At 65.4% G+C, this 12,631-nt stretch carries 10 protein-coding genes; 6 read left to right on the top strand and 4 right to left on the bottom strand.

Going from position 1 to position 12,631, the window contains the following annotated elements; translation table 11 throughout:
• Positions 1-336 precede the first annotated feature (336 nt).
• The 3 genes from ccrA (at position 337) to LCM32_RS09425 (ending at position 4,354) form a co-directional block, all read left to right on the top strand.
• Positions 337-1,623 carry a crotonyl-CoA carboxylase/reductase gene (gene ccrA / locus LCM32_RS09415; RefSeq protein ID WP_224820791.1) on the top strand — a complete coding sequence of 429 codons (1,287 nt, stop codon included), beginning with the start codon at positions 337-339 and terminating at the stop codon, positions 1,621-1,623.
• Positions 1,624-2,021: 398 nt separating this feature from the next.
• Entirely contained in the window at positions 2,022-2,750 is a 729-nt protein-coding gene (locus tag LCM32_RS09420) for a helix-turn-helix transcriptional regulator (RefSeq protein ID WP_224820792.1), read from the top strand.
• Between the two features lie 65 nt (positions 2,751-2,815).
• Positions 2,816-4,354 (top strand): ATP-dependent DNA helicase, encoded by a 1,539-nt coding sequence (locus LCM32_RS09425; RefSeq protein WP_224820793.1) that lies wholly within the window; start codon positions 2,816-2,818, stop codon positions 4,352-4,354.
• A gap of 125 nt (positions 4,355-4,479) precedes the next feature.
• On the opposite strand, the gene LCM32_RS09430 is transcribed toward LCM32_RS09425, so the two are convergent.
• On the bottom strand, positions 4,480-5,355 hold the full coding sequence (locus LCM32_RS09430; protein ID WP_224820794.1) for a 3-hydroxybutyryl-CoA dehydrogenase: 876 nt from the start codon (positions 5,353-5,355) through the stop codon (positions 4,480-4,482).
• A gap of 175 nt (positions 5,356-5,530) precedes the next feature.
• Here LCM32_RS09430 and LCM32_RS09435 point away from each other — a divergent pair, with 175 nt between their 5' ends.
• Positions 5,531-6,391 carry a DUF6473 family protein gene (locus tag LCM32_RS09435; protein WP_224820795.1) on the top strand — a complete coding sequence of 287 codons (861 nt, stop codon included), beginning with the start codon at positions 5,531-5,533 and terminating at the stop codon, positions 6,389-6,391.
• A 94-nt stretch (positions 6,392-6,485) separates the two neighbouring features.
• On the opposite strand, the gene LCM32_RS09440 is transcribed toward LCM32_RS09435, so the two are convergent.
• Entirely contained in the window at positions 6,486-7,412 is a 927-nt protein-coding gene (locus LCM32_RS09440) for an electron transfer flavoprotein subunit alpha/FixB family protein (protein WP_224820796.1), read from the bottom strand.
• Entirely contained in the window at positions 7,412-8,170 is a 759-nt protein-coding gene (locus LCM32_RS09445; RefSeq protein ID WP_222491061.1) for an electron transfer flavoprotein subunit beta/FixA family protein, read from the bottom strand. The genes LCM32_RS09440 and LCM32_RS09445 overlap by 1 nt, the downstream gene beginning before the upstream one ends.
• A 292-nt stretch (positions 8,171-8,462) precedes the next feature.
• Between LCM32_RS09445 and LCM32_RS09450 the strand changes: the two genes are divergently transcribed.
• Positions 8,463-10,955, top strand: coding sequence for a GcvT family protein (locus LCM32_RS09450; RefSeq protein WP_224820797.1), 2,493 nt, complete (start codon positions 8,463-8,465; stop codon positions 10,953-10,955).
• 9 nt (positions 10,956-10,964) lie between these two features.
• On the opposite strand, the gene LCM32_RS09455 is transcribed toward LCM32_RS09450, so the two are convergent.
• Entirely contained in the window at positions 10,965-11,978 is a 1,014-nt protein-coding gene (locus LCM32_RS09455; RefSeq protein WP_224820798.1) for a DUF2125 domain-containing protein, read from the bottom strand.
• Positions 11,979-12,036: 58 nt separating this feature from the next.
• Between LCM32_RS09455 and LCM32_RS09460 the strand changes: the two genes are divergently transcribed.
• Complete coding sequence (locus LCM32_RS09460; RefSeq protein WP_224820799.1) at positions 12,037-12,600, top strand: gamma-glutamylcyclotransferase; 564 nt, start codon at positions 12,037-12,039, stop codon at positions 12,598-12,600.
• Positions 12,601-12,631 lie beyond the last annotated feature (31 nt).

Below are 12,631 nucleotides of genomic sequence, written 5' to 3' on the forward strand. Positions count from 1 at the left end.
GGACAGAATATGGCTTTGTCAATTCGCCGCAACGCGGCGTCACGGCCTATCCTACACCTGTTGCGCCCGTCGCGCAGGCGGACACTGGGCAAAGACGGGCCTGCAGCGCGACCCAACGGAAACTTTTCTGCGGCTTTGGCTGATTCTCGCGTATTTTAAGGGCTATCGGCCTGAGCCGGCGCAGGGTTTCCGCGCCGGGCCTGCGGAAACGTCGGATTTTACGCGACATAAAATTACAAAAGTTGCGTTTCTTGCATTGCAAAGTTTCGTGACGGATTATATCCGATGAGCACCCACCGCGATTCTGCATCGCGGCAATCGCATGAGGAGGCTGTCATGGCGCTTGATACGGAAACGGGCATCGCGGCTTACGACGCGCCCGAGAAGGACCTTTACGAAATCGGCGAACTGCCGCCGCTCGGCTATGTGCCCAAGAAGATGTACGCATGGGCGATCCGGCGTGAACGGCACGGCGAGCCCGACAAGAGCTTCCAGGTCGAGGTCGTGGATACCCCCACGCTCGACAGCCACGAGGTTCTCGTGCTCGTGATGGCCGCCGGCGTGAACTACAACGGCGTCTGGGCCGGTCTGGGCATTCCGATCAGCCCCTTCGACGTGCACAAGGCCGAGTATCACATTGCCGGCTCCGACGCCGCGGGCGTTGTCTGGGCGGTGGGTGACAAGGTCAAGCGCTGGAAGGTGGGCGACGAGGTCGTGATCCACTGCAACCAGGACGATGGCGACGACGAGGAATGCAACGGCGGCGATCCGATGTTCTCCGACAGCCAGCGGATCTGGGGTTACGAGACCCCGGACGGCTCCTTCGCACAGTTCACCAACGTGCAGGCGCAGCAGCTCATGCCGCGGCCCAAGCACCTGACCTGGGAAGAGAGCGCCTGCTACACGCTGACGCTGGCCACCGCCTACCGGATGCTCTTCGGCCACGAGCCGCATGACCTGAAGCCGGGCGACAACGTGCTGGTCTGGGGCGCCTCGGGCGGCCTCGGCTCCTTCGCGATCCAGCTGATCAACACGGCGGGGGCGAATGCGATCGGCGTGATCTCGGAAGAGGACAAGCGCGATTTCGTCATGAGCCTTGGCGCGAAGGGCGTGATCAACCGGAAGGAGTTCAACTGCTGGGGGCAGCTGCCCAAGGTGAACACGCCCGAGTACAAGGAATGGTTCGGCGAGGTCCGCAAGTTCGGCAAGGCGATCTGGGACATCACCGGCAAGGGTGTGAACGTCGACATGGTCTTCGAGCACCCCGGCGAGGCGACCTTCCCGGTCTCGACCTTCGTCTGCAAGAAGGGCGGCATGGTCGTGATCTGTGCCGGCACCACCGGCTACAACCTGACGATGGACGCCCGCTATGTCTGGATGCACCAGAAGCGCATTCAGGGCTCGCATTTCGCCCATCTGAAACAGGCGGCCGCGGCGAATAAGCTGATGGTCGAACGCCGGATCGACCCCTGCATGTCCGAGGTCTTCCCCTGGGACCAGATTCCGGATGCCCATATCAAGATGCTGAGAAACCAGCATAAACCGGGCAACATGGCGGTTCTCGTGCAGGCGCCGCGCACCGGTCTGCGCACGGTCGAGGACGTCCTCGCGGCACGCTCCTGATCCAATCGCGCCGGTCCCGATTTCGGGGCCGGCGCATCTGACGCCCGGCTTTTGCAATTCGCGAAGATTGCAAGACACATTCTTATGAATGTTTTTGGCGCCCTTTTTCCAAGAATTAATGCATTCCACCCCAATCCTCCGAAATGGGGGGATTGATCGCCCGCGACTGGCAATATCTAGTTGTCCGGCGGCGCGATGATCTGTTGTCCGACCCATGCAATGGTCTCTCACACGGCCGGACCCGGTGAGCAGCCCGATGCCCGTGATCGCCGGTCTCTCACCGGGATGGCGAACCGCACGGGCGGTGAAAGCGGCCAGGACGGCAGGGCCGGATCGGGAACGTCGCAAAGCTCAGTTCGCGCAAGGGTAGTGCCGCGCGAAGATAAAGGCCTTTTGGGATGCGACATTCGAGCGCCGACAGGATGGAGGCGAACTGTCAGACGGTGGAAGCCGTGGGCGGTCATGATGAGTTGCAGGAGCTCATCGTGCGGTTTCGCGATGACTTCGGGGTGCAGCACCTGAACTACACCTGGGTGACGGCGCCTGTGCGTCCCTGCCGTTTCGGCACGCTCCCCGAGGACTGGCTCGACTACTACAAGCAGCGCAACTACGCGATGATGGACCCGGTGATCCTCGGGGCGTCACGCCATTTCGGCGTGGTGAACTGGGCCGATCTCGACTGGAGCAGCCGCATCGCCCGGGACATGCGCGCCGAGGCCAATGCCCATGGTGTCGGCTGGCAGGGGCTCAGCATCCCGGTGCGCGGCCCCCGTGGCCAGTTCGCGCTGCTGACCGCCACCAGCGACGTGTCGGACGAGGACTGGGCGCTCTTCGTGCGCCAGCAGGGCAATGCGCTGCTGCTGCTGGCCCATACGATCCACCGCAAGGTGCTGGCGCTCTGCGATCACAGCGGGCCCGATACGACGGCTCTTCTGTCGCCCCGGGAATGCGAAACCATGACCCTTCTGGCACAGGGCAAGAGCCGGGCGCAGGTCGCTCAGGAGCTGTCGATCTCCGAGCATACGCTGCGGGATCACATCAACTCGGTGCGCAGCAAGCTGAAGGCGGGCAATACCGTGCAGGCCGTCGCGCTCGCGCAGGCCTACGGGTTGATCGTCGTCGGCTGACGCCGGGACGGAAACCTGTCGTGCGGGCACTGGCGTCTACCCGCCGGCGCGGCTAGATTGCCGTCATGGCCGGGACTTCGCTCACCTTTTCCCATGATCAGGCGGAGGCCTGGGACCGTATCGCCGAGATGCTCCGCGAGGCGGGCGTCGACGTCGAGGACGGCACGACGCGCCCCGACAGCGGCACCCGCTCCCGCGTCCTCGCCGTGACCGGGAAGGCGGGCTCCGGCAAGACGCTCCTTCTGGCGGAGCTTTCACGCACCTGCGCCGAGGCCGGGCTGGCCGTCGTTTCGGGCGATTACGAGCCGAAGAAGTCGAAGGAGCGCCGCACGCTCTCGATCCTCGCGCCCACCAACAAGGCGGCCTCGGTCCTGCGGCTGCGTGGCGTACCGGCGACGACGATCCACCGCATCCTCTACACCCCGGTCTATGATCCCGAATACGAGAAGATCGCCGAATGGCTGGCCGAGGACGGCGAACGCCCGGTGATCGAGGGGCTCAGCGACGTGGCGCTCGACCGGGCGCTGGCCTTCTACCAAACCAACAAGTCGATCCCCGGGGCGCTCGCGGCCGCCGGGCTGCGCGGCTCGGATTTCATCACCGGCTGGAAACGGCGCGAGGATCCGCTGGACGTGGGCTTCGTGGACGAGGCCTCGATGCTGGACGAGAAGCAGTTCGAGGACCTCAAGGAGATCTTCCCGACGCTGATCCTCTTCGGCGATCCGGCCCAGCTGGCCCCTGTGGGCCAGTCCGGGCAGATGGTCTTCGACCGGCTCCCGGAACCGGCAGTGCTGACGCTGAACCGCATTCACCGGCAGGATGCCGACAACCCGATCCTCGACCTCGCCCATGCGCTTGCCGACCCGGCGCTCACCTTCGAAACCTTCGAACGCATGATCGAGGAGGCCGCCCGCAAGGACGACCGCGTCCGCTGGGCGCAGCGGGTCGAGGTCGACCTCATGGCGCGCTCGCCGGTGCTGGTCTGGCGCAACGTGACCCGGATCAAGCTGATCAACGCCTTCCGCGCGGTCTACAACGCGCCGGACGATGCGCTCCTGCCCGGGGAGCCGCTTATCTGCGACGGGATCGAGCTGCCCCTGAAGCACCGCAAGAAGCGCCTCGATCTGGAAGCGCGCGGGCTGATCAAGGGGGCGCAGGCGATCTACCTCGGCCCCGGGCGGCGCGCGGGCTTCTCCCGGCTGCACCTGATGGGCGCGGAAGACCCGCAGATCTCCGCCGCCTCGATCGTGAAGATCGAGAAGCCCGACGAGGAAGAGCCCTTCATCCCCTACGCCGCCCATATGGGCGCCACCTTCCTGCATGGCGCGGCGGTGACGATTCACAAGGCGCAGGGCTCGCAATGGTCCGACGTGCAGGTCTTTGCGCCCGATCTCTACGCCGCCGCCCGCGCGGGCCGCAACGAGGCTGGCCAGCCGCTCTGGAAGCGGCTCGCCTACGTGGCGATCACCCGCGCCGAGGAACGGCTGCACTGGGTCGTGCGCAACCGCCTCGCCCGGCCCAGCCACGAGCTGCGCCTCGACGATCTCAAGGCCGCTGCACCCGCGGCCCTTCAGCTCGAAATGCAGGAGCCGGAGGGGGAGTAGCCCTCATCCACTGTTTACAAATATCCCCGCCGGAGGCCTCAAATCTCTTCTGTCGGAACAGAAGATTTTAAAGCCTCCGGCGGGGATATTTTCGAACAGTGGATGGACCGGATCGGCCCGCCCTATCAGCGGGTGGGGACTGGCGTCTCGCCGCGGTAGTCGTAGAAGCCGCGGCCGGTCTTGCGGCCCAGCCAACCGGCTTCGACGTATTTGGTCAGCAGCGGGCAGGGGCGGTACTTGGTGTCCGCGAGCCCGTCGTGCAGCACGTTCATGATCGCGAGGCAGGTGTCGAGGCCGATGAAGTCGGCCAGCTCCAGCGGACCCATCGGATGGTTCGCGCCGAGCTTCATCGCCTCGTCGATCGAGCGCACGTTGCCGACGCCTTCGTAGAGCGTGTAGACCGCCTCGTTGATCATCGGCACCAGGACGCGGTTCACGATGAAGGCCGGGAAATCCTCGGCCGAGGCCGCGGTCTTGCCGAGGCGTTCCACCACGTTGAGGCAGGCCTTGTAGGTCGGCTCGTCCGTGGCGATGCCGCGGATCAGTTCCACCAGCTTCATCACCGGCACCGGGTTCATGAAGTGGAAGCCCATGAACTTCTCGGGCCGGTCGGTGCGGCTGGCCAGACGGGTGATCGAGATCGACGAGGTGTTCGAGGTCAGGATCGTGTCGGGCTTCAGCGCGGGCAGAAGCTCCCGGAAGATCTGGTCCTTTACCGTCTCCCGCTCGGTCGCCGCCTCGATCACGAGGTCGGTCTGGCCGAGGTCGGTCAGCGTCAGCGTGGTGGAGATCCGGCTCATCGCGGCATCGCGGTCCGCCTGTGCGATCTTCTCGCGGCTGACCTGCCGGTCGAGGTTCTTGCCGATGAGGGCGACGGCCTTGTCCAGGGCGTCCTGGCTGATGTCCGTCATCATCACGTCGTAGCCTGCAAGGGCCATCACATGGGCAATCCCGTTGCCCATCTGCCCCGCGCCGATCACGCCGACCTTTTCGATCTCCATTTATCCCTCGCTGCGGTGGCTTGAATACTGGCCGCAGAATAGGCCCCTGACGGGGGAAACCGCAAGGGAGGGCAGGGGTCGGGAGGCCAGTTAAATTTTTCGGAAAATGAGGGGTTTAGGCGGATGGAAAGTGTTTTGGGGGAATCTGGCCCGGTGGACTGAAGTGGTGGGAACCATGACTTACGAGAAACTGGGGCAAGAGGCCCTGGAGTATTACCCGTGCCGGTATGGCCGGTCGAAGATCCTGTTCCGTGGGCCGAAGCGCACGCTGGATGGGCCCTACGTTGCCTTCCTCGGCGGATCGGAGACCTATGGAAAGTTCATCCCGCGGCCGTTTCCGGCGCTGGTGGAGGATGAGCTGGGGACGGCCTGCGTGAACCTTGGCTGGATGAACGCGGGCGTCGATGCCTTTCTGCACGACCCGGCGATCCTTCAGATCGCTTCCGGGGCGAAGGCCGTGGTGATCCAGGTGATGGGGGCGCAGAACATGTCGAACCGGTTCTACGGGGTCCATCCGCGGCGCAACGATCGCTTCCTTCAGGCCTCGGAGCTGTTGCGCACCGTGTTCCGCGATGTGGATTTCACGGAGTTCCATTTCACCCGGCATATGCTGCAACACCTGCGCGCCCGTTCGGAGGAGCGGTTCGAGATGGTGCGGGGGGAGCTGAAGGCCGCCTGGTCGGCCCGGATGGACCGGCTGCTGTCGCGGATCGGCGCACCGGTGGTGCTGCTCTGGCTGTCGAATCATGCCCCGGGGGATGCGGTGCTGGAGGCGGAGATGCGCTCCGATCCGCTGTTCGTGGACCGGTCGATGATCGAGGCGCTGCGGCCCCGCGTGCAGCAGGTGGTGGAGGTGATCGTCAGCGCCGAGGCGCAGGCCCGGCGTGGCGAGGGGATGGTGTTCAACGAGCTGGAGGCCCCGGCGGCGGCCGAGATGCTGGGCCTGGGCGCGCAGGTCGAGGCCGCAAAGGCTTTGGTGAGCGCGCTTCAGACCCAGCTTCAGGGGCGCAGCGGCCGGGAGCAGGGTGCGGTCTGAGCGCAAGCCGGGCTGACCCCGCAACGGTGCCACGAAAAAGGCCCGCGCCGGGCGCGGGCCTTTCGGGGATCGGAACGGGCCGGAGCCCGCAGGATCAGAGCTTTTCGATCAGCGCAGGGACGGCCTCGAAGAGGTCGGCCACGAGGCCGTAGTCGGCGACCTGGAAGATCGGCGCTTCTTCGTCCTTGTTGATCGCGACGATGACTTTCGAGTCCTTCATCCCGGCGAGGTGCTGGATTGCGCCGGAGATGCCCACGGCGACGTAGAGCTCGGGCGCGACGACCTTGCCGGTCTGACCCACTTGCCAGTCGTTGGGTGCGAAGCCCGAGTCGACCGCAGCGCGCGAGGCACCGACGGCGGCGCCCAGCTTGTCGGCCAGCTTCTCGATCAGCGCGAAGTCTTCCTGCGAACCCACGCCGCGGCCACCGGAGACGACGACACCGGCCGAGGTCAGCTCGGGACGGTCGCTCTCGGCCACCTTGTCCTCGACCCACTCGGAGATCGCGGGATCTTCGGCAGCACCGATGGCATCGACCGAGGCGGAGCCGCCGGTGGCGGCTGCTTCGAAGGTCGAGGTCCGGAAGGTGATGACCTTGGTGGCGTCCTTGGACTTCACGGTCTGGATCGCGTTACCGGCATAGACGGGACGCTCGAAGGTGTCGGCGTCGACCACGGCGGTCACGTCGGTCAGGATCATCACGTCCAGCAGGGCGGCCACGCGGGGGAAGATGTTCTTCGCGTCGGTGGTCGCGGGGGCCACGATGTGGCTGTAGTCGCCGGCCAGCGACACGATCAGCGCCGCGGTCGGTTCCGCGAGGCGGTGACCGTAGAGCGCGTCCTCGGCGACCAGCACCTTGGCGACGCCCGCGATGGTGGCGGCCTCGTCGGCGGCGGCCTTGGCGGAGGCGCCAACGGCCAGAACGGTCACGTCACCGAGGGCCTTCGCGGCGGAAACGGCCTTGGCGGTGGCGTCCATGGACAGGGTGCCGTCCTGGATCTCGGCAAGCAGAAGAACAGCCATTACACGATCCCCTTCTCTTTGAGTTTCGCCACCAGCGTGTCCACGTCGGGCACGATCTCACCGGCCTGGCGGGATTCCGGCTCGGAGGTCTTCACGATTTCGAGGCGCGGGGCGACATCGACGCCGAGGTCGGCGGCGGTCTTTTCGTCCAGCGGCTTCTTCTTTGCCTTCATGATGTTCGGCAGCGAGGCATAGCGCGGCTCGTTCAGGCGCAGGTCGGCGGTGACGATGGCGGGCAGCTTGACCTTGACGGTCTGAAGGCCGCCGTCGACCTCACGGGCCACGGTAGCGCTGTCGCCGTCCACGTCGAGCGTGTTGGCGAAGGTCGCCTGCGACCAGCCGAGCAGGGCTGCCAGCATCTGGCCGGTGGCGTTCATGTCGTTGTCGATCGACTGCTTGCCCGCGATGATCAGGCCGGGCTGCTCTTCTTCTGCAACCTTGGCAAGGATCTTGGCGACGGCGAGCGGCTCGATGTCGGTGTGCACGTCATCGGCGGCCACGACGAGGATCGCACGGTCGGCGCCCATGGCGAGTGCGGTGCGCAGGGTTTCCTGCGCCTGCTTGACGCCGATCGAAACGACGACGACTTCCTCGGCCTTGCCGGCTTCCTTCAGACGGATCGCCTCTTCCACGGCGATTTCATCGAAGGGGTTCATCGACATCTTCACGTTGGCCAGATCGACACCGCTGCCATCCGCTTTCACGCGGACTTTCACGTTGTAGTCGATCACACGTTTCACAGGTACGAGTACCTTCATAAGTGTGGTCTCCCATAGTGATGCCGCGCAAGATTCGTGCGCGGCGCATACTTCTCCCGCGTGTTGATATCGGCTTGGGGCCGGGGACAACAGTACAAAAACCGACGCTTGGCAGCCGGGAACGCCGCGTTTTCGCCTTTCTGGCGGTTTCGTTGCCGCAGTGCGGAAATTGGAGAGGTCGGATTTTTGCCCCTACGTCGCAAATGAGACGATTTGCGTCGGCTGGGCACTGCGGGAATCCGCTGGCCTGCTATCGCTGGATCCGCGTCCAGTTCTAGGAGTCCCTCGCGCCATGAAAACCCATGTCAAAGCCCTTGTCGTCGGCGGTGGTGCCGTCGGGACGGCGATCGCTTATCACCTTGCCAAGGCCGGCTGGTCCGACGTGGTCCTGCTGGAGCGGGACGAGCTGACCTCCGGCTCGACCTGGCATGCCGCGGGTCTGCTGCCGCTCTTCAACATGAGCTATGCCACGACCCACATCCACAAGTACTCGGTCGAGTTCTACAAGTCGCTGGAGGCCGAGACCGGCCTGAACGCCGGCTTCTCCATCGTCGGCAACCTGCGCATGGCGCAGACGCAGGACCGGATGGACGAATACATGCTCTATGCCTCGACCGCCGAAACCGCGGGCGTGCCCTACGAGTGGATGAGCCCGGCGCAGATCAAGGAGCGTTGGCCGCTGGTGAACATCGACGGCCTGAAGGGCGCGATCTTCCACCCGACCGATGGCTACATCAACCCGGCCGACGTCACCATGGCGATGGCCAAGGGCGCCCGGCAGCGCGGCGTGACGATCGAGCGCAAGTGGCAGGTGGATGCCTACGAATGGACCGGCTCCGAGTGGAAGGTCACCTGCACCAAGATGGGTGAGCGGGGCGGCAACCTCGTGCCGACCGAAGAGACCGCCGTGGTCTATGCCGAACACGTCGTCACGGCGACGGGCAACCACGCGCAGCGCACCGCCAAGATGCTGGGCATCAAGATCCCCGCGATCCCCGTCGAGCACCAGTTCATCGTGACCGAGCCCGATCCCGCGCTGGTCGAGTTCCGCGCCAACGGCGGGGCAGAGCACCCGGTGCTGCGCGATGCCGACGCCAAGTGGTACGTCCGCGAAGAGCGCGGCGGCTGGATCCTCGGCCCCTATGAGCGTGGCGCACCCGCCCGCTTCCAGTACGGCGTGCCCGACAGCTTCCGCGCTGACCTCTTCCCGCTCGACCTTGAGCGGATCGAGGAAGAGTACATGTCGATGATCCATCGTCTGCCCTCTTCCGAGACGGTGGGCCTGAAGGACGATTTCAACGGCCCGATCTGCTACACGCCGGATGGCAACCCGCTGGTCGGCCCGGCGCCGGGCCTGCGCAACATGTGGCTGGCCGAAGGCTTCTCCTTCGGGATCACCGCCGCGGGCGGCACCGGCCACTACCTTGCGCAGATGATGGTGGAAGGGGAGGCCGAGATCGACATGGCCAGCCTCGACCCCAAGCGCTACGGCAGCTGGATGACCACCGAATACGCGGTGAAGAAGAACGAGGAAGCCTACGAGCACGTCTTCATCCTGCACCACCCGGACGAAGAGCGCGAAGCGGCCCGTGGCCTGCGCACCTCGCCCGCCTATGACCGCCAGAAGGCGCGCGGCGCGCAATTCGGCCAGGTGAACGGCTGGGATCGTCCCAACTACTTCGCGCCCGAAGGCTTTGACGATCACGCCGCGCGCTCCTTCCGCCGTGGCGGCTGGTGGCAATATGCCGTGGAAGAGGCCAAGGCGATCCGTGAGGGCGTCGGTCTTGTCGATGCGACGGCCTTCACCAAGCACGTGGTCAAGGGCCCCGGCGCGACGGCCTTCCTCGACTGGTTCACCTGCAACAAGCTGCCCAAGGTCGGCCGGATCAACCTGACCTACGCCCTGACCGCCGCCGGGACCACCCGCACGGAATACACCATCGTCCGCATGAAGGAGCATGAATACTACCTCGTCTCCGCGGGGGCATGGACGGCCTATGACGCCGATTTCCTGCGCAAGGCCGCCGAGGACAAGGCGGAGGAGTTCGGCTACATCGAGATCCAGGATGTCACCACGCAGTGGGGTGTCTTCGCTGTCGCTGGTCCGAAATCGCGTGACCTGCTGAAGGCCGTGATCAAGGACGCCGATCCGGAAACCGCCCTCTCCAACAAGCGCTTCCCCTGGCTGTCGGCCCGTCCGATCGAACTGGGCATGTGCCCGGTCAACGCGATCCGCGTGGCCTATACCGGCGAGCTGGGCTGGGAACTGCACCACCCGATCGAGATGCAGAACTACCTCTTCGACCTGCTCGAAGAGGCGGGCAAGCCGCTGGGGATGAAGCTGGTGGGCGCGCGCGCCCAGAACTGGCTGCGGCAGGAGAAGAGCTATCGCGCCTTCGGCACCGAACTGGGCCGCGACGCGACCCCGGCCGAGGCCGACCTGCCGCGCTTCATCGACCTGTCCAAGGAGTTCCACGGCAAGGAGGCGATGGAGAAGCTGGGCATCCGCGCGAAATGCGTCACCGTCCTGATCGACGGGCCCGAGGATGCGGATCCCTGGGGCCGCGAGGCGCTCTATGTGGATGGCACCAAGGTCGGTCGTCTGACCTCGGGCGGCTACTCGGTGGCCTTCGGCAAGTCGATCGGCATGGGCTACGTCAGCCCCGATCTGGCCGTGGTCGGCCAGAAGCTGAAGGTCAAGATGTTCGACCAGCTCTGGGACGCCGAGATCGTGGAGGACAGCCCCTACGATCCCACCAACGCCCGCATCCGTCAGGACGGATAAGCGCGGCGATCAGCGCAGAATGAGACGGGGGGCCGGTCCGATGGGGATCGGCCCCAGTCGCATCATCCCCCCGGTGAACGTCAGCGTAACGTTCAGCGAATTGCGGTTGCCCGAGAAGCCCGCCAGCAGGGTCAGCCCCTGTTCGATGGCCTTGGCCACATCCGCGTTCAGCGCGTCCGAGCTGACGGCCATCTGCAGCATCTCGCGCCAGTGCTCGGCCTTGACCGAGACCTCGCCCTCGGGCGTGCCCTCGTCATCCACATCCACCGTGCCGGTCGCCTCGATCGCCATCTCGCCCCATTGCGCGCGGGCGGTCTTCAGCTCCAGCCGGCGGGGTTGCGGGCGGCTGTCGTCGAGGGCGTGGATGTTCCACGGGCGGTTGAAACTCGCCGTCATGTCCATTCGCACGTCAGAGAGCGCGTCCGGCAGGGCCAGCCCCTCGGAAATCCGGTTGCGCCAGCCTTCGGGCGGGGTCAGCGCCGTGGCCGCAAGGCCGAGGTGGTAGGTCGCGGGGTCTGCCACCCGCTCGACCCCGAGGCGCAGCTCATCCGCGTGCAGCGGATCGCTGCGGGTGGCGCGGGCAATGTCCATGCCCTTGCCGATGACCGTGGCGCGCTGCAGCTCCAGCGTGGGGCTGGCATCGGTGATCAGGCTGGCGCGCAGGTCCTCGTTGGTGATGACGTAGCTGTCCACCGGCGTGTCCAGCAGGAAGGAACGATCCGTCACCGCGATGACGTGCTGCGGCTTGTAGGAGAGCATGAGGATCTGGAAGAGCGGCATCTCCACCGACCAGCCGGTGTCGGGATCGCCCAGCTTCAGCCCGCTCCACGTCGAATCGAACCGGTTCGGGAAGCCCTGCAACGTGAAATCGGCATATTGCGCCTGCCAGCCGTCGGCCTGCCTTTCGGTGAACCATGTCTCGAAGGCGCCGCGCAGCTTGCTGGCACCCCAGTACCAGTAGCCGCCCCACGCGGCGGCGGCCGCGAAGATCAGGATAATCAGCAGGCTCAATGCGCGTTTCATGGCGTTCCCTCTCCACGACCCCTTCAAATCGGGCCCATTGAGGTGTTTATAGGGCCCCATGCACGACACGCCAGAGACAGACGGCCCGATGTGGGTCTTCGGTTACGGATCGCTCATCTGGAACCCCGGCTTCACACCCGTCGAAACCGCCATCGCCACCCTGCCGGGCTGGGCCCGCAGCTTCTGCATGCGCTCCATCCACCACCGCGGCACGCCCGAGGACCCGGGCCTCGTGCTGGCGCTGGACGAGGTGGCGGATGCGGAATGCCATGGCGTTGCCTTCTGCGTGGCGGAGCCCGAACGCGCCCACGTTCTGGCCTACCTGCGCGAGCGGGAACTGGTCTCCTCCGCCTATCTCGAGACATGGCAGCAGGTGCGTCTGGCCGATGGCCGCGAGGTGCAGGCGGTGACCTACGTGATCGATCCGGCCCATGTGCAATACTGCGCCCTCGCGCTGGAGGAGCAGGCCGAGATCATCGCCTATGCCCATGGCGGGCGCGGGCCGAACCACGAATACCTCACCAATACGGCAGATCATCTGGCCGAACTGGGCATTGAGGACACAGACCTGACCTATCTTGCGAAACGTGTCCGGAGTTTAAGGGATAACTCCTTGGCTTGATCCTGCGAGATCTCTAGAATCAGCACGAAAT

Source organism: Pseudooceanicola nanhaiensis (genome assembly GCF_020171315.1).
Lineage (GTDB): Bacteria > Pseudomonadota > Alphaproteobacteria > Rhodobacterales > Rhodobacteraceae > Pseudooceanicola > Pseudooceanicola nanhaiensis_A.

Bases quoted from the DNA above. Each gene is read 5' to 3' on its own strand.
- ccrA (WP_224820791.1), top strand. From the start codon at position 337: ATGGCGCTTGATACGGAAACGGGCATCGCGGCTTACGACGCGCCCGAG.
- LCM32_RS09420 (WP_224820792.1), top strand. From the start codon at position 2,022: ATGCGACATTCGAGCGCCGACAGGATGGAGGCGAACTGTCAGACGGTG.
- LCM32_RS09425 (WP_224820793.1), top strand. From the start codon at position 2,816: ATGGCCGGGACTTCGCTCACCTTTTCCCATGATCAGGCGGAGGCCTGG.
- LCM32_RS09430 (WP_224820794.1), bottom strand. From the start codon at position 5,355: ATGGAGATCGAAAAGGTCGGCGTGATCGGCGCGGGGCAGATGGGCAAC.
- LCM32_RS09435 (WP_224820795.1), top strand. From the start codon at position 5,531: ATGACTTACGAGAAACTGGGGCAAGAGGCCCTGGAGTATTACCCGTGC.
- LCM32_RS09440 (WP_224820796.1), bottom strand. From the start codon at position 7,412: ATGGCTGTTCTTCTGCTTGCCGAGATCCAGGACGGCACCCTGTCCATG.
- LCM32_RS09445 (WP_222491061.1), bottom strand. From the start codon at position 8,170: ATGAAGGTACTCGTACCTGTGAAACGTGTGATCGACTACAACGTGAAA.
- LCM32_RS09450 (WP_224820797.1), top strand. From the start codon at position 8,463: ATGAAAACCCATGTCAAAGCCCTTGTCGTCGGCGGTGGTGCCGTCGGG.
- LCM32_RS09455 (WP_224820798.1), bottom strand. From the start codon at position 11,978: ATGAAACGCGCATTGAGCCTGCTGATTATCCTGATCTTCGCGGCCGCC.
- LCM32_RS09460 (WP_224820799.1), top strand. From the start codon at position 12,037: ATGCACGACACGCCAGAGACAGACGGCCCGATGTGGGTCTTCGGTTAC.